Source organism: Edaphocola aurantiacus, from assembly GCF_019797745.1.
Classification (GTDB): domain Bacteria; phylum Bacteroidota; class Bacteroidia; order Chitinophagales; family Chitinophagaceae; genus Edaphocola; species Edaphocola aurantiacus.
The window spans coordinates 537358-563950 of sequence record NZ_VOSI01000001.1 but is presented as its reverse complement, the minus strand read 5'-3'; the positions used below and the strand labels follow the sequence as shown (position 1 = coordinate 563950).

At 42.9% G+C, this 26593-nt stretch carries 24 protein-coding genes and 1 other RNA gene; 10 read left to right on the top strand and 15 right to left on the bottom strand.

All coding sequences use genetic code 11. From position 1 onward, the window contains the following. Positions 1 to 164: 164 nt before the first annotated feature. The 3 genes from FTD44_RS02450 to FTD44_RS02440 all read right to left on the bottom strand — a co-directional run bounded on the left by FTD44_RS02450 (position 165) and on the right by FTD44_RS02440 (position 3684). Entirely contained in the window at positions 165 to 695 is a 531-nt protein-coding gene (locus FTD44_RS02450; RefSeq protein WP_222165001.1) for a TonB-dependent receptor plug domain-containing protein, read from the bottom strand. 169 nt (positions 696 to 864) lie between these two features. Continuing rightward, positions 865 to 2889, bottom strand: coding sequence for an excinuclease ABC subunit UvrB (gene uvrB / locus FTD44_RS02445; protein ID WP_222165000.1), 2025 nt, complete (start codon positions 2887 to 2889; stop codon positions 865 to 867). 15 nt (positions 2890 to 2904) lie between these two features. Next, entirely contained in the window at positions 2905 to 3684 is a 780-nt protein-coding gene (locus FTD44_RS02440) for an alpha/beta fold hydrolase (RefSeq protein ID WP_222164999.1), read from the bottom strand. Between the two features lie 133 nt (positions 3685 to 3817). Between FTD44_RS02440 and FTD44_RS02435 the strand changes: the two genes are divergently transcribed. The 3 genes from FTD44_RS02435 to FTD44_RS02425 all read left to right on the top strand — a co-directional run bounded on the left by FTD44_RS02435 (position 3818) and on the right by FTD44_RS02425 (position 7679). After that, on the top strand, positions 3818 to 4786 hold the full coding sequence (locus tag FTD44_RS02435) for an AAA family ATPase (protein ID WP_222164998.1): 969 nt from the start codon (positions 3818 to 3820) through the stop codon (positions 4784 to 4786). A 96-nt stretch (positions 4787 to 4882) separates the two neighbouring features. Beyond that, a complete protein-coding gene (locus FTD44_RS02430) occupies positions 4883 to 5653 on the top strand; it encodes a head GIN domain-containing protein (RefSeq protein WP_222164997.1) in 771 nt (256 codons plus the stop codon). Between the two features lie 7 nt (positions 5654 to 5660). After that, on the top strand, positions 5661 to 7679 hold the full coding sequence (locus FTD44_RS02425; protein WP_222164996.1) for a hypothetical protein: 2019 nt from the start codon (positions 5661 to 5663) through the stop codon (positions 7677 to 7679). On the opposite strand, the gene FTD44_RS02420 is transcribed toward FTD44_RS02425, so the two are convergent. After that, positions 7626 to 8132 carry a gliding motility lipoprotein GldH gene (locus FTD44_RS02420; protein WP_129020836.1) on the bottom strand — a complete coding sequence of 169 codons (507 nt, stop codon included), beginning with the start codon at positions 8130 to 8132 and terminating at the stop codon, positions 7626 to 7628. The genes FTD44_RS02425 and FTD44_RS02420 overlap by 54 nt on opposite strands. A gap of 10 nt (positions 8133 to 8142) precedes the next feature. Beyond that, positions 8143 to 9021 (bottom strand): YicC/YloC family endoribonuclease, encoded by an 879-nt coding sequence (locus FTD44_RS02415; protein ID WP_222164995.1) that lies wholly within the window; start codon positions 9019 to 9021, stop codon positions 8143 to 8145. Positions 9022 to 9164: 143 nt separating this feature from the next. Between FTD44_RS02415 and FTD44_RS02410 the strand changes: the two genes are divergently transcribed. After that, positions 9165 to 10004 carry a hypothetical protein gene (locus tag FTD44_RS02410; protein ID WP_222164994.1) on the top strand — a complete coding sequence of 280 codons (840 nt, stop codon included), beginning with the start codon at positions 9165 to 9167 and terminating at the stop codon, positions 10002 to 10004. 88 nt (positions 10005 to 10092) lie between these two features. Here the strand turns inward: FTD44_RS02410 and FTD44_RS02405 are convergent, their stop codons facing one another. Continuing rightward, positions 10093 to 11232, bottom strand: a complete 1140-nt coding sequence (locus FTD44_RS02405; RefSeq protein ID WP_222164993.1) for a sterol desaturase family protein — start codon at positions 11230 to 11232, stop codon at positions 10093 to 10095. A 133-nt stretch (positions 11233 to 11365) separates the two neighbouring features. Here FTD44_RS02405 and pafA point away from each other — a divergent pair, with 133 nt between their 5' ends. Then, on the top strand, positions 11366 to 12994 hold the full coding sequence (pafA, locus tag FTD44_RS02400; protein ID WP_222164992.1) for an alkaline phosphatase PafA: 1629 nt from the start codon (positions 11366 to 11368) through the stop codon (positions 12992 to 12994). 76 nt (positions 12995 to 13070) lie between these two features. Here pafA and FTD44_RS02395 read toward each other — a convergent pair whose 3' ends face one another. From FTD44_RS02395 to FTD44_RS02365, 7 genes are all read right to left on the bottom strand, one after another. After that, on the bottom strand, positions 13071 to 14339 hold the full coding sequence (locus FTD44_RS02395) for an aspartate kinase (protein WP_222164991.1): 1269 nt from the start codon (positions 14337 to 14339) through the stop codon (positions 13071 to 13073). A 37-nt stretch (positions 14340 to 14376) separates the two neighbouring features. Continuing rightward, positions 14377 to 15921: a regulatory iron-sulfur-containing complex subunit RicT gene (gene ricT / locus FTD44_RS02390; RefSeq protein ID WP_222164990.1), complete on the bottom strand. Its 1545-nt coding sequence runs from the start codon at positions 15919 to 15921 to the stop codon at positions 14377 to 14379. A 185-nt stretch (positions 15922 to 16106) separates the two neighbouring features. Further along, positions 16107 to 17177 carry an NADPH dehydrogenase NamA gene (namA, locus tag FTD44_RS02385; protein ID WP_222164989.1) on the bottom strand — a complete coding sequence of 357 codons (1071 nt, stop codon included), beginning with the start codon at positions 17175 to 17177 and terminating at the stop codon, positions 16107 to 16109. 61 nt (positions 17178 to 17238) lie between these two features. After that, positions 17239 to 18591 carry a hemolysin family protein gene (locus FTD44_RS02380; protein WP_222164988.1) on the bottom strand — a complete coding sequence of 451 codons (1353 nt, stop codon included), beginning with the start codon at positions 18589 to 18591 and terminating at the stop codon, positions 17239 to 17241. A gap of 93 nt (positions 18592 to 18684) precedes the next feature. Beyond that, positions 18685 to 19470 (bottom strand): segregation and condensation protein A, encoded by a 786-nt coding sequence (locus tag FTD44_RS02375; RefSeq protein WP_222164987.1) that lies wholly within the window; start codon positions 19468 to 19470, stop codon positions 18685 to 18687. A 20-nt stretch (positions 19471 to 19490) separates the two neighbouring features. Continuing rightward, complete coding sequence (locus FTD44_RS02370) at positions 19491 to 19991, bottom strand: hypothetical protein (RefSeq protein WP_222164986.1); 501 nt, start codon at positions 19989 to 19991, stop codon at positions 19491 to 19493. Between the two features lie 3 nt (positions 19992 to 19994). Continuing rightward, positions 19995 to 20639, bottom strand: a complete 645-nt coding sequence (locus tag FTD44_RS02365; protein WP_222164985.1) for a rhodanese-like domain-containing protein — start codon at positions 20637 to 20639, stop codon at positions 19995 to 19997. A 138-nt stretch (positions 20640 to 20777) separates the two neighbouring features. On the opposite strand from FTD44_RS02365, the gene FTD44_RS02360 reads away from it, so the two are divergent. Next, on the top strand, positions 20778 to 21425 hold the full coding sequence (locus tag FTD44_RS02360) for a DedA family protein (RefSeq protein WP_129020847.1): 648 nt from the start codon (positions 20778 to 20780) through the stop codon (positions 21423 to 21425). A gap of 102 nt (positions 21426 to 21527) precedes the next feature. After that, positions 21528 to 21854 carry a hypothetical protein gene (locus FTD44_RS02355; protein WP_222164984.1) on the top strand — a complete coding sequence of 109 codons (327 nt, stop codon included), beginning with the start codon at positions 21528 to 21530 and terminating at the stop codon, positions 21852 to 21854. Positions 21855 to 21936: 82 nt separating this feature from the next. Here FTD44_RS02355 and FTD44_RS02350 read toward each other — a convergent pair whose 3' ends face one another. Beyond that, a complete protein-coding gene (locus tag FTD44_RS02350; protein ID WP_222164983.1) occupies positions 21937 to 22503 on the bottom strand; it encodes a hypothetical protein in 567 nt (188 codons plus the stop codon). Positions 22504 to 22530: 27 nt separating this feature from the next. After that, positions 22531 to 22629: signal recognition particle sRNA small type (ffs, locus tag FTD44_RS02345), an RNA gene on the bottom strand. Positions 22630 to 22813: 184 nt separating this feature from the next. Here ffs and FTD44_RS02340 point away from each other — a divergent pair. The 3 genes from FTD44_RS02340 to dprA all read left to right on the top strand — a co-directional run bounded on the left by FTD44_RS02340 (position 22814) and on the right by dprA (position 26590). After that, positions 22814 to 24427: a CTP synthase gene (locus FTD44_RS02340; protein ID WP_129020850.1), complete on the top strand. Its 1614-nt coding sequence runs from the start codon at positions 22814 to 22816 to the stop codon at positions 24425 to 24427. Positions 24428 to 24508: 81 nt separating this feature from the next. After that, positions 24509 to 25381, top strand: a complete 873-nt coding sequence (sucD, locus tag FTD44_RS02335) for a succinate--CoA ligase subunit alpha (RefSeq protein WP_129020851.1) — start codon at positions 24509 to 24511, stop codon at positions 25379 to 25381. Between the two features lie 99 nt (positions 25382 to 25480). Further along, on the top strand, positions 25481 to 26590 hold the full coding sequence (gene dprA, locus FTD44_RS02330) for a DNA-processing protein DprA (protein WP_222164982.1): 1110 nt from the start codon (positions 25481 to 25483) through the stop codon (positions 26588 to 26590). Positions 26591 to 26593 lie beyond the last annotated feature (3 nt).

The following is a 26593-nucleotide window of genomic DNA, read 5'->3' as shown; positions in this document are numbered from 1 at the left end:
TTTTGTATTAAGGATGCAATTGCATAACTAAAGGTTGGAATAGTGTAGAAAAAATTTGGCCTAAGATAATATAAAAAGCCTGCATATACTTTTGAGCATATGCAGGCTTACCGCCCGGATAACTATATCAGCCGGCTGTGCTGTCTTTGATTAAAGGTAATACGCTATTTGGATTTGTCCTTTTTGTTTTTCTTTGTGCGTGGAGGTGCTTCACTTTCTGGACGTGGTTCATATGTCTTTGTGGTGATCACTACTACACCATTGGCACCGCGTGCACCGTAGCGTCCTTTGGACACTGCGTCTTTCAAGACTTTTATTTCTTTTACATCATTAGGGTTAATAGTACTGAGCGAGCCGGAGTAGGGGGCACCATCGACTATAATCAGCGGATCAGAACCTCCATTTAATGTGCCTAGCCCACGGATTATAATGCGCGGATCATTCGTTCCTCCGCTGACTTCCACTCCGGGAGCAACACCTTCCATAGCGCTGGCAACATTATTCACAGGGCGTTTGCTGATTTCTTCTGAAGTGATGGTGGTATTGCCGCCGGTATTGCTTACACTGGGTGCAGGTGTAAAAATATCAGCTACTTCTGATACCTGAGGGACAGTAACAGCACTGTCTGTACCTTGTGCAAACAGTACACTACCGGAACATAATATGGCGATTGATAGCAGGCTTATATATTTCATGTGCTTGAATTTTATTGGGGTATATTTTATGTAAATATATTAAATGTGTTTGAAAGGGTGTCCGGTTGTTGGGTTGGCGGATAGAAAGGCGGAGTGTTCTGAAATGATTTTGATAGAAAGGTCATGAAAAAAATACCCCGGATCAATGTACGATCCGGGGTAAATATCATTACATAGCTTTTAGCTCCTGTTCCATAGCAAACATCTGGTCTCGAAGACGGGCTGCCTCCATAAAGTCAAGATCTTTAGCTGCTTTCTGCATAGACTTCTTCGTTTGGTCGATAGCCTTTTGCAAAGAAGCTTTAGATTTATATTCGACAAATTCTTCAGCGGCAATATCCTGGTTCGGTTCAATCGCTAACGGACTGTCTTCGTCATAGTTTTTGATATCCAGTACAGAGGTCTGCTTCATGATCTGTTCTACCGATTTGCGTACGGTAGTTGGCGTGATACCATGTGCTGTATTGTGCTCAATCTGTTTCTCTCTTCTTCGCTGTGTTTCATCGATCGTGCGCTGCATACTGTCCGTAATTTTATCGGCATAAAAAATAACCATACCATCCGCATTACGGGCTGCACGACCGGCCATCTGGGTCAGAGAGCGTTCATCTCTCAGGAAGCCTTCTTTATCGGCATCGAGGATAGCCACCAGTGTTACTTCGGGCAGATCCAATCCTTCCCGGAGCAGGTTTACACCTACCAGTACATCAATATTGCCCAGGCGCAGATCTCTTAAGATCTCTACGCGTTCCAGCGTATCTACCTCACTATGTATATAGCGTGAATTGATATTGATGCGTTTCAGATAGGTATCCAGTTCTTCGGCCATACGTTTGGTCAGTGTGGTTACCAGTATGCGCTCATTGCGTTTGGCTCTCTGATCTATTTCATCCAGGAGGTCATCGATCTGGTTCAGGCTAGGACGTATTTCTATCGGAGGATCCAGTAATCCTGTTGGGCGTACAACCTGCTCTACGACCAGACCTTCCGTTACGTTTAATTCAAAGTTGCCCGGAGTCGCACTGACAAATACCACCTGGTTCAACAGGCTTTCAAATTCATGAAAATTCAAAGGACGGTTGTCCAGTGCTGAAGGCAGGCGGAAGCCGAAATCAACCAGGTTCATTTTACGGGAACGGTCACCACCATACATCCCACTGATCTGTGGAATAGTTACGTGGCTCTCATCAATAAACAACAGGAAATCTTTTGGGAAATAATCCAGCAGGCAGAAGGGGCGGGTGCCCGGTCTTCTGCGGTCCAGGAAGCGGGAGTAGTTTTCGATACCACTGCAATAACCCAGCTCCTGCATCATCTCCAGGTCATAGTTTACCCTTTCTTTGATCCTTTGCGCTTCGATATGCTTGCCTTCTCTTTTGAAATACTCTACCTGTGCAAACAGTTCATCCTGTATTTCGCGTACAATCTGGCCCATCTGATCTTTAGGTGCGACATAGAGGTTTGCCGGGAAGATGGCCGCAGCCTCAATCTTACCGATACGTTTGCCATTTTCAATATCAAAACTTTCGATCTCTTCGATTTCATCTCCGAAGAAAGTGATGCGATATCCATAATCAACATAGGGCAGATTAATATCTACTGTATCGCCCTTCACACGGAAGGTACCCCGTGCAAACTCTCCCTGGGAGCGGTTGTACAGAGAATTGACCAGGGCGTGCAGGAATCCGTTACGGGATACTTCCTGTCCCTGCTCAATGCGGATAATCCCATTCTCATATTCAGTAGGGTTACCCATACCATAAATGCAGGATACCGAAGCCACGACCAGTATGTCTCTTCGGCCACTTAACAGATCTGTGGTGGTACGCAGACGCAGTTTCTCCAGCTCTTCGTTGATCGCAAGATCCTTTTCAATATAGGTATCACTTACCGGCATATAAGCTTCCGGCTGGTAATAATCATAGTAAGAGACGAAATAGTTAACAGCATTATCCGGAAAGAATTGTTTGAACTCTCCGTATAGCTGGGCCACCAGTGTTTTGTTGTGGGTAAGGATTAGCGTTGGCTTTTGAACATTCTGGATGACATTGGCCATGGTAAATGTTTTACCCGATCCTGTTACCCCCAGCAAGGTTTGGAAAGCATCTCCTTCATTCACGCCAGCGGTCAGCTGTGTTATGGCAGAGGGCTGATCGCCGGCGGGGCTGTATGGTGCCTGTAGATTAAACTTCATAATTGAATTCGGTTTTTACATACTGTATACAAATGATGCGAATGCCGCAAGGTCTGTTGTCAGACGCTCCGGATACTCCATCATACTCATATGGCCACAGTTACGGTAGAGTTGTACATCATTTCTTTGTGACAGGTGGCACTGCGCCAGGGCTTCTTTCATTGGTGTGGCATTGTCTTCCTCACCAATGATCCACTGCACCGGTATGCGCTTATTGGCTTTAAGCCATTCGGTTTTATCGCTTCGGTCCATGATCGCCTGGTAGAATGCTGCCAGTGCTTCAGGACTAAGCTGCATTCCGTTTTGCCAGATCTCCTCTATGCCTTCCGGATGCGCTACTTTGTAGCTTGCAGCAAACAGGTTTTCTGCCATGGCTTTAATGAAAGTCTTTTGTCCTATAGGGCCACCCAGTATCAGTTTGATTGATTTTCTGCGGGTTTCTTTTTTCTCTTCATTGTCGGCAGAGGCCAGGGAATGCACCAGGGATATGGCTTTTACCCGGTCAGGGTATAAAGTCGCCAGTTCCAGGCAGGTGTAGCCTCCCATAGAGTGGCCAGCAAAGACGGCCTGATCGATTTGTTCTTTGTCCAGGACTGCAATAAGGGCATCAGCCATTTTGCCTAAAGTAAGTTTAGGCAGGAAGGCGCTTTTGCCGGCTCCCGGAAGATCAGGAATAATGAGCTTGTATTGTTGTGACAGGGCAGGAATAATCGTATTCCAGTTGCGTCCGTCATTAGGGAAACCATGAACCAGGACAATCGGCTGACCGGTTCCCGCTACTGTATAATGCAACATGTATGTTTCTGATTATTTTAACTCAAAAATACAATCATTCATCCGATAAATTCCGTTAAAAAAGGCGTTATATTTTACAAATAATGTAGTTTTGAGAAGATATCATACAGGACCTTTTATAAATACAGATCAGATGGAAGCAACAGTTGCGGCACAGGGTAAGATAGGGCAATTGATCACAGAAATGGAAACGGTGATCAGGGGGAAAAGACAACAGGTAGAACAGGTCATTACTTGTCTGCTGGCAAAGGGTCATATCCTGATGGAAGATAATCCCGGTACCGGTAAAACGGTGCTGGCCAGAACCCTGGCTCATGCAATCAGCGGAACAGGAGAAGGAAATGCGGTCTTCAAACGGATACAGTTTACACCAGACCTCTTGCCTATGGACCTGATCGGTGCGTATATTTTTGATGATCAGCGCAAGGATTTTATTTTTAAAAAGGGCCCTTTGTTTTGTAATATCCTGCTGGCCGATGAGATCAACCGTGCTTCTCCGAAAGTGCAGTCTGCTTTACTGGAAAGCATGGCCGAAGGACAGATCACAATAGGGGAGCAAACAGTAAAGCTGCAACAGCCTTTCTTTACGATTGCTACGCAGAACCCGGTAGAGACAGAGGGTACCTATCCTTTGCCTACAGCACAGCTGGATCGTTTCTTTATGAAAATCTATTTCGGCTATGTTGATGAAAAAACAGAACTGGAAATATACCAGCAGTACCTGCAGATCAATGACAACCTGAATCAATTGAAACAGATTCTGTCGCTGCAGGATATACTGGACCTGCAACAGGCCGCGGAACAGGTGTATATTCACCCTGAGGTCGTGCAGTCTGTGGCGAACCTGGTGCGGGCAACGAGAAATCATCCGGATATAAGTCTGGGAGCATCTACCCGTTCCGGTATTACGTTTATTAAATGTCTGAAAGCTTTTGCACTGGTTAAGGGGAGAGATTTTGTTATTGAGGATGATGTGCAGTATATCGCTAACCCGGTACTGGTGCACCGCCTGATCTTCCGTAGTAAAGAGGCCAGAACGCGTGTCCTGGAGGAGTTGATTGCGGCTGAGATGCAAAGACTACAGGCATTAAAATTATATTAAGCGACATTTACCGAGTAAATAAACCAATCTACCGAAAGAGCCATGGAAGAAGCGTGATGGCAGGCTACTTTTGAATAAAATTTAAAATAGTTTGTTATGAAAAAAATATTCCTCTTCTTCGCTCTGGCTGCAGCACTCGGTACTGTAACAGGTCTGTTCAGTTCTTGTAATAATGTTACGATCAGCAAAGATTCTGATCACAATTTCGAAGACAATACACCTGTTGTCGGAGGCACAAAACAATATACCTTTAATAACTTCCGCACCATTGAGCTGAATGGCTATGCCAAGATTTACCTGAAGCAGGACAGCGTCTTCAGTGTAGTGGCCAAAGGAAGCAACGAAGCATTACGTACACTGAAAATTGGTATGGAAAACGGAACCTTGCTGATTGAGCGTACCGGGACCTTCGATATATTTGACGGAGATGATTCTGAAGAAGTTACAGTCTATATCAGCATGCCTAACCTGGATAAGATTGAAGCGAGCGGTGTAGGGGTAATACAGTCCCAGACCGTATTTAAACAAACTACACCACTGGCGATTGATATATCAGGTGCCTGTGATGTGGATATGCATGTGGAAGTACCTTCCTGTACCGTAGAGTCTAGCGGGGTAGGTGCTGTAAAGCTGATAGGTGCGGCACCATCGCTGGATATCGACATCAGCGGAGCCGGAAATATAAATGCACTTGAGTGTATCTCTGACTCGGTAAGCGTAGAAACATCAGGTGCGGGAGAAGCAAAAGTGTATGCTGCTAAATACCTGAATATTGATGCCTCTGGAGCAGGTAATGTACAATACAAGGGTACACCAACTATCGTGAAGGATATCAGCGGGGCTGCAGATATAACGCAGATTAACTAATATAAATTTGATATTTAACCCACGTAATATAATAATAGCTATTGCATTAGTCGGAGCAGGTACTACATCAGTACCTGCTCAGTCTCTTGCTGACCTTAATGCTGCCAAGCGCTATGAAATAGATGCGAAGCGGCAGGGGGTGGATATGACACGTGAAGAGGCGGTGCCGGCTTCCCGTGAGTTTATCCGTATCGATAGTACTTATTATGTTGGCTGGATGATACAAGGCATTTTTAATGCTGAACGGGCGGCGGACTATAATGGTTATAAGCTGGCAATTGCCCCTCTTGAAAAGGCATTGACGCTAATAGAGCGGGATTATGCAACTATATTGCGCACCCGTACGGCCGATCCCCTGGAATATGTAAAGCTGTATAAGCGCCATGCGGATTACAGCAATACGGCCAACTATCTGTTTCAGGCTTATCAGAATGTGGAGCAGAATGAAAACAGTTATAAACTGCTGCGCAGGATACAGCAATGGAATATGCAGAAAGAGATTGTGCTGAATGGTTATAACATGCTTTCCTGGATTGTACACCGCAATCGTTTTTACACATACCGTACCTACGATTTTCTGAAGGGCAACCTAGAGGAGAATGAGGTATTGTCGGATCGCTTCCTGGATAGCTCCCTGGCACGCATACAAGCAAATCAGTCAGTAAACAGGCAGGTGTTTCCCGAGTCTTCTCTGCAGTATGAATTGCAAAATGTATATCATTATAAAGCCATTCTCCATGCCTATCATTTGCGTATAGATTCTGCCTTGTACTACTTCCGTCTTATGGAGAACGGCGGGCTGATGTCTTACAATAACTATGGAACCTTTTGTGCTATACAGGCTAAGTTCAGTGAAGCAGAAGAGGCCTATGCAGTGGCCAGTATGCAGGATGCCGGAGATAAGCGCCTGCAGGAATGGGCTTACTACAGCTCCATTGTAGATATCTATAAAGGCATGCCTATGCAGGCTGCGATCAGCATGAGGGATATCATACATTCGGTGGGTTCTACTCCCGGATTCGGATGGTATAACATAGCCCTGGCACGCGCCTGCAGTTATGAAGGAAATCTGGCAGAAAGCCAGCGCTTTCTGGATAAAGCAGCGCAGTTTAAAGAAGTACATATCGGTACTACCCTGGGTGAATCTCATTATGAATTCAGCATAAACCTGCTGCGGCTGATGAATAAGAAAAAGGAGATTCGGCAACAGCAGTTCGAAGATAGAAACTGGTGCTGGCATCCGCGTGCTTTGTGGAGTATTGCTATGCTGAAAGGTGAGGCTTATCTGCAACAGTACCTGGTAGCCAACCAGCTGGCGGCTAATCCTGAGCGGGAAAATGTAGTCTACAAGCTGTTCTCGACAGAAAGTACTATTTCCTGGGATGAGATCTGGTACCTGATCCGCGGCTACAGTACTGCATATTTTTATAATAAATTCGAAAGTCAGTTAAAGGTTGATCCCAGACCTAAGGTATATAAGTATTTCAACCTGTACCTCGCGCGCCTGGATATGGAGCAGGGGCATTATCAGCGTGCCCAGGAGCGACTGGTACGTACTTTGTCGTTTGCAGAAGATATTGAAGAGGATTATGAAAAGCTATTCCTGGCAAGGGTTTATGAGGCATTGATTATCTGCGCTGATAAAAATGATCAGGATGCAATGTGGAAAAGCAGCCTGGTCAATATGTACCGCTTGTACCCGCAGTTAATGCCATATGCAGAATTTAAAATGCACTTCCGCCTGAAGGTTTCCGGTAATAACAATGCAGTATTATCTGCATTGAAAAAGTATAATATTGACCTGGATGAGCAGGATGCAGCTTTGCCGCTGGTGTCTCTGAACTTTACTGCTGCGGGCAATAAAAAATCGGTAACTTATTCAGTTACCGATGCTGATGGAAAACGTATTGTATCGTCTACTACGCTGGTGATCAATGATATTGATGAGACCGTACGCAGTATCGCCTATGGTTTATTTAAGATCCAGCCGCTCGACACGCAGCCCGATGTTAATCACGGAGGGTAGCGGATTCTCTCTCATGATCTGTTCCAGTTTTACCGTATACGTTCCCGTTTTAGAAAACTTCGGATAGTCTTTTCCTGGTTTCAACAATATTTTATGTTCATAGATAGAGCCGATATCTGAGCCCAGCCATTGGCCGTCTGTTGCTGCCAGCGGCGCTTCTATGCGAATGCCTGCATCAAATTGTTTTGCTTCCGGTTGTTTGGTTTTAAACCTTACCCATATATTAGAATTAGGGAAGGCCGCATCATGACGCAGGATCAGGTATACTTTATATTTTGCCGTTGTGTCGGGTATATCAAACTGGAATTCCGGCTGGAATTTATAATCCCACTTAGCCCCGGGAATACCTACCTGTTTCTGGTAAGCTGTTTCTGCAGGCTTTCCACAGGCTGCCAGCAATGTAATCGCAATGACCGGTAATGATTTAAAATATTTTTGCAGCAATAATTTCATGTCCTTGATTTTATACAATATTCAATACCTGTTCTTTCGCTTTTTCCAGCTCATCTTTCATCTGTACAACGATCTGCTGCATAGCTGCATCATTGGCTTTTGAACCCAGGGTGTTGATTTCACGACCTACTTCCTGTAGTACAAATCCCAGTTTTTTGCCAATGCCTTCAGGTCCTGCTGTTTCAGCCAGTTCTTTGAAGTAATTACAGTGGGCTCTCAGTCTTTGTTTTTCTTCAGAAATGTCTATTTTTTCAATATAGTAGATCAGCTCTTGCTCCAGGCGATTAGCATCCCATTTGTCATTACCCACCCATTCTTCCAGCATAGTAACTAGGCGCTCTTTAATGCGCTCGATACGTCTTGGCTCATGTACCTCGGCCTGGATCAGTAATTTTTCGATCTGATCAATACGCTCCAGCAGATCGGTACCGATAGGTTTTCCTTCAACCATACGGTGATTCACCAGTTGGTCTGCAGCAGTGGTTACCAGGCGCTCAATCACAGCCCAGTCTTCTTCTGTTACACTCTCCGCTTCCGGCGCTACTACTTCCGGCAGGCGCATTAGTGTAGGTAATATCTGTTCTTCAGCAAGACCTAGTGCAGATGAGATTTCTTTTATAGAAGCATAGTAGGACTGCGCCAGGCTGGTATTGATTTTCATCGGCTTGGCTGCGCCATCCTGTTTTACAAATATGGCGATATCTACAGATCCACGCTTCAGTTGTCTGGAAACGATTTTCCGGATATCTGCTTCGTAAGCTTTCAATAATGGGTTTAATTTATTCGTAATCTCAAATTGCTTACCATTCAGCGATTTCAGCTCTACAATAATTTCTTTATTTCCTGTATGTCCTTCTGCTTTACCAAAGCCGGTCATGGAGTATATCATATGTGTACTATGTTTTGAGGAACAAAAGTACTCAAATTATTATAAGCATTACAAATTTCCGAATGGCTATATTTACAAATATTTAAAGATAATGGAGTATACTTTTCACTTACTTTTGTGTTAACCACTAATTATATGTTGTTATGAGAAAATATTACATACTGCCTGCCACATGTTTATCATTAGGATTTATGCTGCTGGCTTCCTGTAAAGGAGGAGAAACCGATAAGACTGATGCAAAGACGGCGGATACGGTGGAAACCGTTACTCCAGAGAAAACCGTTAAGATTGCACCGGTGCCGGCCTCTCCAGACTTTCCTGATGCGGCATTGTCGATCAAAGATGTAAGCACAGAGCCGGTGGGCAAGGATTCTGTAAAAGTTACGATTAATTATACCGTAGCGAATTACGAACTGAAAAAACAAACTGAAGCTGCTGTATCTAAAGAGTGTAACAATTCTGCCCAGGGTCAGCATATTCACTTTATCCTGGATAATAAGCCATACACAGCTTTATATGAGCCTAAGCATACCTTTACCGTTGCGGTAAATTCTCAGCATGATGTTATGTCTTTCCTTTCCCGCTCTTACCATGAGTCTGTAAAAGGTAAAAATGCAGGTATCCTGCTGCGCTTTGCGATTGATGCGAAAGGGACATATAAGAAACTGGAAAATCCGACTACTCCAATGATCTTCTACAGCCGACCTAAAGGAGATTATGTAGGGAATGATACGAAGAATGTACTGCTGGATTTCTATGTGTACAATACGACCTTATCTGAAGCTGGTGATAAAGTAAGAGCTACTATTAATGGCAATACTTTTATGATCAATAGCTGGGAGCCGCAATTCATTCAGAATGCTCCTATGGGCACGATGAAAGTGAAGCTGGAACTGCTGGATAAGGATGGTAAAGCAATCACAGGCGAGCATACAGTGGTTGAGCGTGATGTGCAGCTGGCACAACAAGAACCAATGAAATAAACGCTTCTAAAGCGATTTATATACAATACAAATAAAGAGGCCTTCGATCATGATCGAAGGCCTCTTTATTTGTATTGTTTTTTGCCTTTTAGCGTTCACTACGCTCAGACATGTTCAGATCATTATCAAATGGGCTTTTCGTAAAAGGATAAACGCTTTGCTTGATGAACCCTTTTGGATATTCGCCCTCCAGCACACCGGTACTTTCGGGCCATTTATTGCCGGGCAGATAATAGGTTCCGAATATCATATCAATAAAAGGGAAGATGGCTGCAAAGTTCTTTCCGTAATGTTTCGGATCTTCACAATGGTGCCAGTGATGGTATTGCGGGGTTGCAAAAATATATTTCAACGGGCCAAAATTGATGCGGGTATTGGCATGGATCAATACTGCATGGATGGCCACAAAAATAATATATACATTAAATACCGATTCCGGAAACCCCAGTATATATAAAGGAATAAAGGTCATGGCGCGGGTAAAGAAAATATCTATAAAGTGCGTACGGCTTCCTGCCAGCCAGTCCATGTTTTTGGTGGAGTGGTGCACGGAATGAAAACGCCATAAATACACATGGTTATGGAATATGCGATGTGCCCAGTACTGGAAGAGGTCTGTGCTGAAAAACGCCAGAAATAAGCCGGCTATGAAAGGCAGGTTTTGTACCCAGAGGTGTACCTTGTCCAAGCCTATCCACCCGAAAAACAGTACGGCTGGTTTTTGGGTAATGACTCCGAAAAACTGTATGAATAAATGGCTGATGACAAAGTATACCAGGTCGGTACGCCACTCTTCATGAAATTTGGTCTGGTCTGTTCTTTTAGGAAAAAATAATTCCAAAGGAATAAAAATAACGGTCATCAATAACAGATCCAGCAGCATCCAGTCTAGTCCGAAATGCCATGCCGTCTTATCTACAGCCCTGCCTTCTACGGCAAAAGCGCCGAGCAATACGGCCAGGCCGGCAATGGAAGAACCTATGAGCGGCCATTTTATCTTTTTACTCAATACCAGGCTTAGCAAGGCAAAGAAAAAGGAAGCGATAATTACAGCTGCTATGAGGGTTGCCATGCTTTCTCCTGTATATAATTCCCTGAATTCAGGTGTGGTCAGTCTTTCTGGGAAGCGGAAACATAAGACTCCTCCGAGGGACAGTATAGACAGAAAAATAGAAACAAATCCACTGATCTTTCCTTCTCCGATCTTCAAACGTTTAGGTGCGGGCATTATTTGATTAATATTTATGCCGAAAATAAGTGTTAAATGGACATCAGGCAAATGTTCTTACAGTTGCTTTAAGAATTAGATAATACTCACGGTAGCCAAATATTTCGGAAATTTGCAGCCTAATTAGCTGAACATGAATTTTAAGAAGATATTAGTTGCTGCTGTGCTGGCTTCTGCCATCGTGAAACCGGCCATGGCTCAGGAGCCACCGAGACCCAAACTGGTTGTTGGTATTGTACTGGATCAGATGCGATGGGATTATCTATACCGTTATGCAGACCGTTATGGTAAAGGGGGCTTCAAGCGTCTGTTATCTGAAGGATTTACCTGTGAAAATACTACCATCAATTACCTACCCACATATACTGCGCCAGGCCACTCCTGTATCTATACCGGGTCTGTACCCGCGCTGCACGGTATAGCGGCTAACGAATGGATCGATAAACGTACTGGTAAGGAGGTTTATTGTACTGATGATGATGCGGTAAGCAGTGTCGGTAACCAGAGCGATGCCGGTAAAATGAGCCCTAGAAATCTGCTGGCCACAACGGTTACAGATGAATTAAGACTTGCTACCAATTTCCGTGCGAAGACAGTGGGGGTATCGCTGAAAGACAGAGGCTCGATCCTGCCTGCAGGACATACCGCTTCGGGTGCTTACTGGTTTGATGGTAAGGATGGAAAATTCATTACCAGCACTTTCTATACAGATAAATTACCGGCCTGGGTAGAAGCTTTTAATGGACGGAACTGTACGGATAGCCTGTTACTACAGGACTGGAGCACGCTATATCCTATAAATACTTATGTGCAAAGTACTGCTGATAATAACGCCTATGAAGGGAATCTGAAAGGGGGAACTGCTCCTGTGTTCCCGCATAAACTGGCACAATTTTCCGGTAAGGATCGTGGTATTATCCGTACCACACCATGGGGCAATACGCTGACCCGGTTAATGGGTGAGGCGGCCATTGCAGGTGAGCAGATGGGTAAAGATGATATCACTGATTTCCTGGCAATCAGTTTTTCCAGTACCGATTATATAGGACATATGTACGGACCTAATGCGATCGAAGTGGAAGATTGCTACCTACGTATGGATAAGGAGCTGGAATTGTTCCTGCAATACCTGGACAAACAGGTAGGTAAAGGTAATTACACGGTATTCCTGACTGCCGATCATGGGGGGGCGCATAATGTGACCTTCTTAAAAGATCAGCGTATACCGGGCCAGAACTTTGATTCCCGAAAAGTGGGTAAACTGTTGAATGAGGAATTGAAAAAGCATTTTAATGCTGATAGCATTGCTGTATTTGAGAACTACCAGGTATACTTCAATGAGGCGGTTATCACACGTCATAAGCTGGATGCTGAAGCAGTGAGTGAGGCTGCTAAGCATATTATGGAGCAGGTAGAGCATGTTGCTTATGTCCTGGACATGAAAGATAGGGACGGACATGTGCTGCCGGAACCATTATGGCAGATGGCCGTAAATGGCTATAACCGTAAACGTAGCGGAGACCTGCAGGTGATCCTGGAGCCGGGCCACTACAGCGGCTACGGTGGTACTGGTACCACACACGGTAGCTGGAACCCTTATGATGCACATATTCCACTGGTGTTTTATGGCTGGGGTATTAAGAAAGGGGCTAGTGTACAACCGTATCATATGACGGATATTGCTGCTACTATTGCTGCTCTGTTACACATTCAGGCACCGAATGCCAGCATTGGTACGCCGATCACGGAAGTGTTGAAGTAAAATCAAACGAGTTATTATACATAAAGAGGGCTGTCATTGACAGCCCTCTTTATGTATAATAATAAGATATATTTCTTTAGAAATTACTCATTACCGCTTGTACGGTGATCCTGGATTTTTGCTCCAGTAATACTTTGCGGTCTTTAGTCAATCGCTCAAACGTAGGATCGTTATAGTGACGGATGGTCAGCAATTCGGCATCCTCGTTTCTGCGGATCTGGTAATTCAGGGAAAGATCGGAAATCAATGGTTCGATCTTAGCCGGATTATTATCTACGCAGGCAATCAGACTGATCGCAGCATTCTGTAAAAGATTGATTTTTACTTTATGCTGGTGGAAGATTGTATATAATTCACTCAGTTTGTCTTCTGTAACGAAGGAGTAATCTTTACTGGTTACTTTCAGTAAGATCTGGTTTTTCTTCAATACAATGATCGGTGGATAAGCCGTTTCTACTTCATTTTTGATAACAGTGCCTTTCAGGCTTCTGTCCAGGAAGCATTTTACATATAATGGTATCCCATTATTATGCAGTGGCTTAATGGTTTTAGGGTGAATAACCTGTGCACCATAATAGGCCATTTCAATCACTTCATAGAAGCTGATCTGCTGGATCTTCTCTGTATTGGCAAATAATTTAGGATCGGCATTTAATAAACCTTCTACATCTTTCCAGATGGTAACGCTGTTGGCCGGTAACATGCTGGCAAATAATGCAGCTGAATAGTCGGAACCTTCACGACCCAGGGTAGTAGAGTAGTTCTCATCTGTACAACCGATAAAGCCTTGAGTAACGACTACCTGGTATTGCTGAAACAGGGGCAGGACTTTCTCCTTTACCTGTTTTGTAGTATACGCTTCATCAACCTGTGCATCACGGTACGTATTATCTGTGCGTACAATATCACGGGCATCTACCCAGGCACTTGGCACCTGACGGCTATTAAGGAAGCTGTTGAAGATAGTAGTCGACAATAGCTCTCCCAGGCATACGATCTGGTCATATACATAATCGAATGCGTATTGGGTTGCCGTATCTGCCGCCCACTGCATTTCGGTAAAAATAAGGTGTAGTTCCGCCTTTACTGTGTCCAGAGCTTCGCCTTGCAGTAAGGCTGCACAGTACTCATCATGTTGATCCTCTAACTGCTTTATCAACTCGCTGGTCTTTCGTTTATCTCCCTTGAATGCGGCCTTGACAACGTCTTCTAAAGCATTAGTGGTCTTACCTAAGGCAGACACAACTACTAAAAGTGGTTTGTTGGCTTCCGCGATAATAGGAAGCAATTCGGTCATTCTCTCGGGAGTGGCAATGGATGCGCCACCAAATTTGTAAACTAGCAAGTTTTTAATGTTTGTTTAAAGGTTATAAAATTAATGATTAAGATGATTTGTTACTGTTATCCTGGTTAGGATTAGGGTTTGGTCCAGGATTAGGATTCGGTTTTGGCCTGTTGGGCTTATGTTGCTTTTTAGGTTGTCCGCCTTCTCTTTTCTGCTGGGCATCAGCATTCCTGTTCTTCTGCCCCTCCGGATTCTGATTAGTTTTCTGCTGTTGTGGGGCAGTTTGCTGTTTTGGAGGAGCAGGTTTTGGGCTGCCTTGTTCTGGATTATTGGTATTATTATTACCCTGGGCCTGTTTCTGATTAGGTTTATTGCCTTTGGGTTTATTCGTATTGTTATTCCGGTTTGGATTCTGGTTCTGATTTGGTCCGGCTTTCGCTTCTCCTTTCGGATTATTATTGCGGTTATTTTGCTCGCCGGCTTTATTTTTCTGCTCAGATCCTTGTCCGCCTTTCTTACGTTTTTTATTGTTGTTATTGCCTTTTAACGAAGACAGTTTGATCTGTCCTACATCATTAACAAAGCCCATATCTACACTTTTCTCCGGATCTTTGCTCTTCACCTGTATTTCTACTGCTTCCAGTTCTTCTGGTTTTTCACCTTTGGCATTCAGAGTCAAAATTTCCTGTACACGCTCAATCGTCAGCGGATATTGTTTATTGCTGCCGGAGAAGCTGTACCACATCAGGTTTTTGAAAATATCTTTCTTCTGCAGGAATGCTTTGCCTTGCTGTAGTTCAATACTCTCCGCATTTGGAGGGAACCCTTTCAGGGCATCCATATAGGTATCCAGCTCGTAGTTAAGGCAACACTTCAGGCGGCCACACTGTCCGGATAATTTGGTCTGATTGATAGAAAGGTTCTGGTAACGGGCAGCAGTTGTATTGACTGTTTTGAAATCTGATAACCATGAACTACAACATAGTTCGCGTCCACAGGAACCGATACCACCAACTTTGGCGCTTTCCTGGCGGGCACCGATCTGGCGCATTTCAATTTTAGCTTTGAATTCGCTCGCGTATACCTTGATGAGCTCACGGAAATCGACACGGGCATCGGCAGTGTAGAAAAAAGTAACTTTTTTCCCGTCTGCCTGCCATTCCGCTTCAGCGATTTTCATCTCCAGGTTTACCTGTTTGGCAATAGCGCGGGAACGGATCAGTGTTTCTTTCTCTGTCGCTTTCTGATGATGATGAGCATCCAGATCAGAAGGAGTAGCAGCCCTCAGGACTTTCTTTTCGACAGCCTCTTCTGTAACGGAGTATTTTTTTAATTGCAGCTTGACCAATTCTCCGGTCAGACTGATTTCGCCAACATCATAACCACCAACGCCTTCTACAGTGACCATTTCCCCTTTATGGAAAATAGTATTGGTGTTATTTTTGAAATAGTCTTTACGGCTTCCCTGGTTAAAGCTGACTTCTATTATGTTATATGGCTTTCCGAAATCGCTCAATGGAATTTCTGCCAGCCAATTAAATACATTTAAACGGTTACATCCACCCGAACTGCATCCGCCATTACTCTGGCAGCCAGAGGGTTTTCCGTTGTCGGTGGATACACCACAACTTCCACATCCCATATATGATATTTATAGAGACACCTTATTTTCTTAAAATAAGATGGTGAATTAATAATAATGAATAACCTACAAAAATAGCCTATTTGTGCCAGATTATAGCTATGACGCTACATATTTAGCCATAAATAGGGCATATTGCTGCTATTCAGATGTTTATAATTGAATTATTAGATATTTCGGGTTACTTAAACAGGTCTTGCGCGTTCATATTGCTTCTGCCACTCCACCGGTGCATTCAGCTCAGAAGCAGCATGGAGCGGGAAATAAGGATCTCGCAGCAATACCCTGGCCAGGAAAATGAGATCGGCCTTACCTGCCTGGAGAATCTCTTCTGCCTGAGCGGCTTCTGTGATCAGCCCCACCGCTCCGGTCATAATGCCAGCCTGGTTACGTATAGCATCAGCAAATGGAACCTGGTAGTTAGGACCCACAGGGATCTCTGCGTGGCGCACATTGGCGGCAGTAGAGCAATCGATCAGGTCGACGCCTTTTGCTTTCAGGATTTTGGCTAATGCTACAGAATCAGGTGTATCCCAGCCTTCAGTGCCCATCCAGTCGGTTGCTGATATGCGGACAAACAATGGCAGGTCGGCAGGCCAGACTTCCTGAACTCCAGCAATGATTTCCAGGAGGAAACGTATGCGATTTTCAAAGCTACCACCATACTCATCCGTACGTTGATTAGATAAGGGGGAGTAGAATTCATGAATCAGGTAGCCATGCGCAGCATGAATCTCAATAACTTCATAACCTGCTTCGACGGCTCTTTGTGCAGCTGCTTTAAAATCCTGAACCAGTGCCTGGATTTCTGTTATAGTCAATTCATGAGGAATAATGTCTCTTTCATGAAAAGGAATAGGAGAGGGGGCTACCGTTTGCCAGCTATCAGGACCTTCCTGTATCTGCCATCCTTTATTCCAGGATACTTCGCAACTGGCTTTTCTGCCGGCATGTGCCAGCTGGATACCTGGTACACATCCGTATTTTTTTATTGCAGAAACGATTGGCTTATATTGCTCTGTATGTGCATCGCTCCATATACCCAGGTCTGCATAACTGATGCGCCCTTCAGGATTTACAGCAGTCGCTTCCTGGATGATGAGGCCGGCACCGCCAATAGCACGGCTTGTATAATGGACATAATGCCAGTCGTTGGGCAGACCGTCTATGGCACTGTACATGCACATAGGCGACATCACCAGCCTGTTTTTAAGGGTAATGGATTTTATAGTAAGAGGGGAGAATAATAATGACATAATTATATATAATGTATCAGTAATGAAAAAGGATGGTATCATAACCATCCTTTTTGTTTTTTTAGTTTTCGTCGTTTAGTAGGCGTAATTCTACTGTTTCGGCAGAGTTACGGTACATTTTCAGGATAATTACCTCGTATTCATTAATATCGAAGTGATCTCCTTCTTTACACTCATTTCCTTCCATGAATTCGGAAATAAGTCCCGCCAGCGTTTCAAAGTGTTCACTTTCTTCGAATTTGTACGGAATATATTTATTGATATCTATAATAGACTGGTGTGCATCAACAATAAAAGTACCTTGCGGGGTTTTTTCCACAATAGGCTTTTCGTTGTCATACTCATCCTGAATTTCTCCAACGAGCTCCTCAAGGATATCTTCCATAGTTACAATACCAGATAGTTCGCCTGTTTCGTTGGTCACGACAGCCATATGGATATGTTTTTTCTGGAACTCTTTCAGCAGATTCTTGATTTTGGTTGTTTCTGCAATAAATGTAGCTTTTCTTAAGAATGGTGCAATATTGGCATCCTCTTCTCCGGCAAGCAATCTTTTAACCAGGTCTTTGGTATATACAACTCCTTTAATGTTATCCATCGTCTCCTGGTATACAGGAAAACGGGTATACCCTTCACTAATGGCAAAATCCAATGCCTCTTTTACACTCATGTCTACATCAATGGCGGAAATATTTTTACGCAGTGTCTGTATATGGAATACCCTTCTGTCGTCAAAATCAAATACATTCTGGATAAGATCTCTTTCTGTCTGTTCGATAGCACCACCTTCCTGGCTTTCTGAAATGATCATTTTCAGCTCTTCTTCCGAGTGGATTTCTGAGCCATGCATTGGCTTTATACCGATCAGTCTCAGGATGCTATTCGCCAGTCCGTTCATCATCCAGATGATGGGGCGGAAAATAAAATAGAATATTTTCAATGGCCAGGAGACATAGATAGTTGTATTTGTCGGATACCTGATCGCCAGTGATTTAGGAGCTAATTCTCCAAAGACAATATGTAAAACAGTGATAATTGCGAAGGCAACAGGTACGGCAGCTTTGTTGGCAGCGGCTTCGGAAATGTCCAGGCTTAATGCATCAAAGAGGTTTTTGATGAGTGCTGTCATAACTTCTTCTCCCACCCAACCCAGGCCAAGAGAGGCGAGTGTAATACCTAATTGAGTGGCTGCAAGGTAAGAATCAAGATTGTTTACAATGGATTTGGCAACGCCTGCCATGCTCTTGCTCAGGTCAGTACGCACTTCAATCTGGGATACGCGTACCTTAACAATAGCAAACTCGGCTGCTACAAAAAAGCCATTAAGTAAAACAAGGAATAGGGTTACAAGAATTTCCCAAGAGTGTACCGGGGTTGTAGTTAAAAATACCGAGGGAGGTATATCTGTGTTCATTTAAAATAATGATATAGTAAGTTTACGAAATTATGATTATTAATTTTATATCCCAAAAATCTGAGGACATGTACATATATTATAACATAAATATTACATTTCTGTTGCTTCCGGCAATATAATTTCCGGGGTTCCGCCTTCATCATTCCGTTCGAAGATGAAATTGTTTCGCCCTTCTCCCACCAGGAGATTGATCATCTTTTGCTGCACCATTTCCAGTAAAGCGAGGAAGGTGAAAATGGCTTGTATACGGTCATTCATCTGCGAAAAAAGTTCTTCAAAAGATGATTTTTCGCTCTGCAATAAGTATTCGCTCAGGTAGGCCCTTTGGCTCTCCATAGAATAATTATATTTCACAATCACATGTTGCGGTTTGTTATGTCTTTCCAGGAAGCGTTTCATAACCCGCTCAAAAGTATTGACTAGTTTGTAGAGCGTAACGGTCTGAATCTCTGTGCCTTCCGCATGCTGGTGTCCAAGTGCATCCAGTTCCTGTTTGATATTACCGCGTTTTTGTCTCAGCAGGCGTTCTGCTTCCAGCGCTGCCATTTGCTCAGAAGCCTCTTTGAATCTCTTATACTCCAATAGTTTGTTTACCAGTTCTTGTCTCGGATCTATTTCATTACCTGAAGCATCCAGTTCTCTGCGTGGCAAAAGCATTTTGGCTTTGATGCGCATCAGGGTGGAAATAAACAGGATGAATTCACTGGCCATCTCAATATTTAAGGTTTCCATCTGATGAATGAACGCCAGGAAATCCTTAGTGATCTGGTTGATCGGAATATTATAAATATCCAGCTCATCCCGTTCAATGAAGAACAGTAATAAGTCGAAAGGGCCTTCGAATTGGGGTAATTTGATAAAATAGGCTTCAGACATTGATCAAAACTACATTTTTTTTAATTACCATAATGCATAAGTTGCATCAGGTAAATTTTGGCCAAAGGAGCATACAAGGCAAGGGCAAAAAGTAGGGCACAGATCATTAAATGCTTGATCCACAATGCGTAATTGCCTATTTGGTTATCTCCGGGTTTGGAAGCCGGGCGTTTGCTCAGCCTTGCTGTACGCACCCAGGCAATTCCTAAAGAGATTGTCGCGGTAAGTGCTCCCCAGAAAGAAAATGCCGTTCCTCCCGGACTTTCTTCCGTCAGGTTGAGCGGAAGAACGATGGCAAAGGTTCCAAAAACAGCAAGAACTAACAATATCATCAGTATTTTGCGATATACATTAAGATAGGTGCGCATAAAGCGGTATTCCGGATCTGTTTCTTTCCGTTTCGCCAGCTTGCGCACCAGAAAGTAGAGCAGGATAATAATGCAGAGCAGTAGAGATAAGGCAATGACCTTCATGGTCAGTGCAAAAAGATACAATACAGCTAAGAGTATTATCCAGCCCATGAATTACTTCTTCTTTTTAGGCACTTCGATGGCCAGGTTAGGAGTGTCTTTGATTGCCGTAAAGCCCCCAAGTACATTGCGTACATTATGAAACCCTTCTTTTTTCATAATAGAACAGGCGATAACACTTCTGTATCCGCCACCACAATATACATACATATTGGCCTCATCATCCAGTTGAGCAATCTGGAAGGTATCGGTCAGCTTTGCCAGAGGAAAGTTCTCTGCATCTTTAACGTGAGCCGCATCAAATTCGTCTTCTTTACGTACGTCTATAATAGATAACTTATCATCGAAAGGAATATCCAGCGCCAGCTCATCACTTGTAATATCAATGATCATGTCTATCGGTTTTCCTGCCTCCTGCCAGGTGTCATATCCTCCCTTCAGGTAGCCATCTATATGGATGTATTCCAATGCTTTCCATGCCTTCACTGTTGCAGCCTCCTCACCTTTAGGGGTAATGAACAGGATGTGTTTGTCTTTAGAGATCAGTTGTTCTGCCCATTGTGCCCATTGCCCGTTGTTGCCGATATTTACCGAGCCTGGAACGAAACCTAAAGTAAAGGTTGTTGACGGGCGGGTATCAATTATAATTATATCTTCTTTTTTTGCTTGTTCGAATTCTGTAACGCTTAACGCTTTCATAAAATATTAAATGTAATTGAAGGTGCGGATTTAATTTCGATGCAAAGTTACTTTTTTCCTTACAAAACATTTTCTGCCATTTGTATCCCCATTCGTGGAAATAAAAACTATTTTTGTCCTGTTTAATTATAGAAAGACATGGGTTTAATAGACTTTATTATGCATATCGATCAGCATCTGCTGACGCTGATCCGGGATTATAACCAGTGGATATACCTGATCCTGTTTCTGATCATTTTTGTGGAAACGGGTTTGGTTATCATGCCTTTTCTTCCGGGCGACTCTTTATTGTTTGCTGTAGGCATGTTCTCTGCAATGGGTTCCCTGGATATTTATACCAGTATTGGTATAATGCTTGTAGCTGCTATTCTGGGAGATGCCTGTAATTACTTTATTGGTAAATATTTAGGGGAGCGTTTTGTGCAAATGCGCCTGTTCGGTAGGCAATTGGTCAAACCGGAATACATCAATAAAACCCATGCGTTTTATGAGAAGCATGGCCCCCAAACGATTATTATAGCCCGCTTTGTGCCCATTGTACGCACTTTTGCGCCATTTGTGGCAGGTGTAGGAAAGATGCGATATGTGACTTTCCTGACTTATAATATCATCGGAGGGACAGTCTGGGTACTGGGTATTGTGCTTGCAGGATACTTTCTGGGTAATATTCCGGTGATTAAAAACAATTTTGAAAAGGTAGTATTAGGAATCATCCTGCTTTCGGTGCTGCCGATTATTATCGGAATGTTGAAAAATAAGAAAGCAAAACCGGTTGCAGAACAATAAGGATAATACATTTTAATGTTAATTATTGTGAACAGGAAAGCATAATTCATGTGAATGATTTATAATTGTGTTTCAATTGATAACATTTTAAAAACAATCTTCATGAAAAAAATGATCCTGGTTTTGAGTACGATTTTAATCTGTGCACAGGCGGCATCTGCAAATGCAGGTGATGATAAAAGAGCTGCAGCTGCAACAAAATTTAAAGAAGAATGTAGTGCTGATATGCTTAAAGAAGGCCTGACTAAAGAGATCGCCACTAAATTCTGCGACTGTTATGTTGATAATATTATGAAAGTATTGACAGATAAAGAAGTAGAAACACTGGAGAAGTTAGGTGAAAATGACCAGCCGGAAAAAGAACTGGGAGATAAGATGGAGAAAGCTGGAATGTCTTGTGTGGAAATTTTATCTGGAGGGGCACAATAATAATTGTTATAATAAATTACATAAAACAGATAAGGTGACCGGATTTCCGGTCACCTTATCTGTTTTATGTAATTAGTATTTATTAGCGACTGCTTTTTGAGCTTTTAATGGCGAAATTAAAACCGAAGTTGAAGCCAACTGGTATAGGCTCGTTATATAGTTCGATGCCAGGGTGCTGCTTTACCGTCTCCCAGTCTTTTTTGAAGTCCGGATGCCAGATCCCGTATTGTATACCGAAGAATAGTTTGTTGCCGCCACGACCTACTTTCAGGTCTGCTCCGATTCCCGCACTGGGACCAGCATATATTTTATTATACTGACGGACACCATCAACATAAATTGCAGCATTGCTGCCGTACATTGCGTATATCAATGGACTGAATCTGCGGGTGGGCAATAATTTAGCGGTGGCACCGAAAGTGTAGCCAAGCCCACTCATATAATATCCGGCTCCGGCAAATGCGCTGAAATGTTTAACAAAAACATATTCTGCTTTAATTCCGGCAATACCTCCATATGTGATACCGATACCGGGTCCGATATAGAGTTTTGGGGATGCTGGAGAGGTTGGGGTTGGTTCTTGCGCGGTTGCTGTACCGGCAATCAGGCATATCAAGCCTGCAGTGATGAAACAGGTGATTTTATTCATGAGATTTTCAAAATGTCAGGGCATAAAAAAAGGCAAGTTACTTACATCGCACCGCTCAACCATCTATCCTTGCTGCATTCCTGCCCTGGGGAAGTTCAATAGGAGCTGGTCGTATAAGACTTGCCGGCTGCAAATGTAGGGCTTTTTTTTTATTCAGAAAAATCTTTTGTGCATTGTTTTTTTTGATGTGGAAAACTAAAAAACTGATTCTTTCTGGTTTCTTAAAAATCTTTATCTTTGCACGACCGATTTTCGAAACGCTTTCTCTTCTTCGTTTCTTTTTTATTTGCCGGTTGATATAACATATATTATGAATACTAAATATATATTTGTAACCGGTGGGGTTACTTCTTCTTTAGGTAAAGGTATCATTGCCGCATCATTAGCCAAATTGTTACAGGCGCGTGGTTACAGAGCCACCATTCAAAAGTTCGATCCGTATATTAACGTAGATCCGGGTACTTTGAATCCTTACGAGCATGGCGAGTGTTATGTTACAGATGATGGTGCCGAAACCGATCTTGATCTGGGTCACTATGAGCGCTTTTTAGGAGTGCCGACATCTCAGGCCAACAATGTTACTACCGGACGTGTATATCAGTATGTCATCAATCGCGAGCGTGAAGGTGCTTATTTAGGCAAGACAGTACAGGTTATTCCTCATATCACTGATGAGATCAAACGAAGAATGCGTCTGTTGGGTGAGAATGGCGAATATGACGTAGTGATCACTGAATTGGGTGGTACTGCCGGTGATATCGAATCCTTACCTTATATCGAGGCTGTACGTCAGCTGAAATGGGAGTTAGGTGATGAGAATTGTATTGTGGTACACCTTACCTTGATTCCTTACTTAAGCGCTGCTAAAGAGCTGAAAACAAAGCCTACACAGCACTCTGTTAAGTTATTGAGTGAGAATGGGGTGCATCCTGACGTATTGGTTTGTCGTACAGAGCATCCTTTGTATAAAGATCTGAAACGCAAGATTGCCTTGTTCTGTAATGTTACTACCGATGCGGTAATTGAAGCTATGGATGCAGATAGTATCTATAGTGTACCATTGGAAATGATGAAGGAAAAACTGGATGAGATCTGTTTGAAAAAACTGAATCTATCTTTAGGTAATGATCCTGATCTGACCAACTGGAAAGAGTTCCTGAATAAATTAAGATATCCTAAATCAACTGTTACCATCGGTTTGATTGGTAAGTACGTTGAATTACAGGATGCTTATAAATCTATCCTGGAAGGCTTTATTCATGCAGGAGCAATGAATGAATGCAAGGTAATCGTGAAAAATATTCACTCCGAGTTACTTACTGACGAGAATGTTAGTGATAAACTGCAGGAGCTGGATGGTGTTCTGGTTGCACCAGGCTTTGGTAGCCGTGGTATTGAAGGTAAGATCACTGCCATTCAATATGCAAGAGAAAATAACATTCCATTCTTTGGTATTTGTTTAGGTATGCAATGTGCTGCAATTGAATTTGCCAGAAATGTACTGGGTCATAAAGATGCACATTCTACAGAGATGGACGAACATACAGCTCATCCTGTAATTCACCTGATGGATGACCAGAAAAATGTATCTCAGAAAGGTGGTACGATGCGTTTGGGTGCTTACAACTGTGATGTAATGCCGGGAACTAAGCTTGCTGCTGCATATGGAGCAACACAAATCAAAGAACGTCACCGTCATCGTTACGAATTTAATAATGCCTATTTACAGGCGTTTGAAGAGGCTGGTATGATTGCTTCTGGTAAGAATCCGGAAAGCGGGCTGGTAGAAACGATCGAGTTGAAAGATCATCCGTTCTACATTGGCGCGCAATTCCATCCAGAATATAAGAGTACTGTGCTGAATCCGCATCCGTTATTTGTGGCATTCGTTAAAGCAGCAAAGGAAAAGAAAGGAGAAGCCTAATTTTTAGGTTTGTCAATCTTTTTGTACTTTCGCCAAGCAAAAAAAGAAAAAATAATATTTTAAAATCAAAAAATAATCGCAATGGCTGTATTAGTCAACAAAGACTCTAAAGTAATTGTACAGGGATTTACCGGTACAGAGGGTACTTTCCACGCAACACAAATGATTGAATATGGTACAAACGTTGTAGGCGGTGTAACACCAAATAAAGGTGGCACGACGCATTTAGACCGTCCTGTATTCAATACCGTAAAAGATGCTGTAGTTTCTACCGGAGCTGATACATCTATCATTTTTGTACCACCTGCATTTGCTGCAGATGCGGTAATGGAAGCTTCTGATGCTGGCATCAAAACAATTATCTGTATTACAGAAGGTATTCCAGTGCAAGATATGGTTAAGGCCCGCGAATATATTAAAGGAAAAGATTCTCGCCTGATCGGGCCTAACTGTCCTGGTGTTATTACTGCCGGTGAAGCAAAAGTTGGTATCATGCCAGGTTTCGTATTTGAAAAAGGTAAAATCGGTATCGTATCTAAATCTGGTACTTTAACTTATGAAGCTGCTGACCAAGTTGTTAAAGCTGGTTTAGGTGTTTCTACTGCTATCGGTATCGGTGGTGATCCGATTATCGGTACAACTACCAAAGAGGCTGTTGAACTGTTAATGAATGATCCTGAAACTGAAGGTATTATCATGATCGGTGAGATCGGTGGTAACATGGAAGCAGAAGCAGCTACATGGCTGAAAGATAATATGCGTAAACCTGTAGTAGGTTTCATCGCTGGTCAAACTGCGCCTCCGGGTCGCCGTATGGGCCACGCAGGTGCAATCATTGGTGGTGCTGATGATACAGCAGAAGCTAAAATGAAAATTATGGGTGAGTGTGGTATTCACGTAGTAGCTAGCCCTGCAGATATCGGTAAAACAATGGCTTCAGTATTGAACAAATAAAAAGTTTATTGATAATCATACAGAAAAAAATGCACTCTCGATGAGAGTGCATTTTTTTCTGTATGAACTACGTAAATTTATTGGTGAAAACTAAAACCAATGAATACCGAAACCTATTCCCTGTTACAATTGGGCATGATAGAAGGTATAGGGGATGCCTATGCCACCCAATTATTAAATCATTTTCTCAACGCGCGAGCAATTTTTGGTGCATCCTTTAAGGAGCTTAGTACACTAGTCGGTACAACCAAGGCTCGTAATATTCTCTCCTGTTCTGAAAATGACGCCAGTATTGAAAATGAGCTGGACTTTATGCTCAGAAATGAAATTATTCCGATTTCGATTTTGGATGAGCGCTATCCACAGAAGCTGCGTAGCATTCCAGATGCACCGTATCTGATATTTTTCAAAGGAAATGAAGCCGCACTGAACAGTCAAAGGCAACTCGCCATAGTCGGATCGCGCATGTTAACCGCGTATGGGAAAGAGTGGACACAATACATAGTTGATGCACTTAAACCATATAATGTAACCATTGTTAGTGGAATGGCTTATGGAATAGATAGTGTAGCTCATAATCAGGCACTGAAAAGCAATATGTCAACTATAGGTGTACTTGCCCATGGTTTAGATCGTATTTATCCTAATGTGCATGAGCGGATGGCTTCTGAAATGATTGCGAAGGGAGGACTGATCACTGAGTTTAAGTCACAAACAATTCCGGAACGTCAACATTTTCCTATGCGTAATCGTATTGTTGCCGGTATGACAGATGCGACGATTGTTGTAGAAACCGATGTAAAAGGTGGCGCTATGATCACTGCTAAACTTGCGGTGGGTTATAACAGAGATGTGATGGCTATTCCAGGCAGGGTGCAGGATGCCCGATCTTCAGGGTGTAATTACCTGATCAAAACACAAATGGCTCACCTGGTCACAGAACTGGAAGATGTATTGCAATTAATGAACTGGAATGATGAGGATATTACTTCATCCAGGAGTATACAGCAACGATTATTTACTCATTGTAATGAGAAAGAGCATAAAATAATCGACCTGATCGGATACAAGAATACCATGCATATTGATGAACTGCAATTAAAAAGCGGAATAGATGATAGCCAGTTGGCTAATTTATTACTTCAGTTGGAATTTCAGGATATCGTAACCGTCTTACCAGGAAAACGCTACAAACTAAACTGTGCATAAATC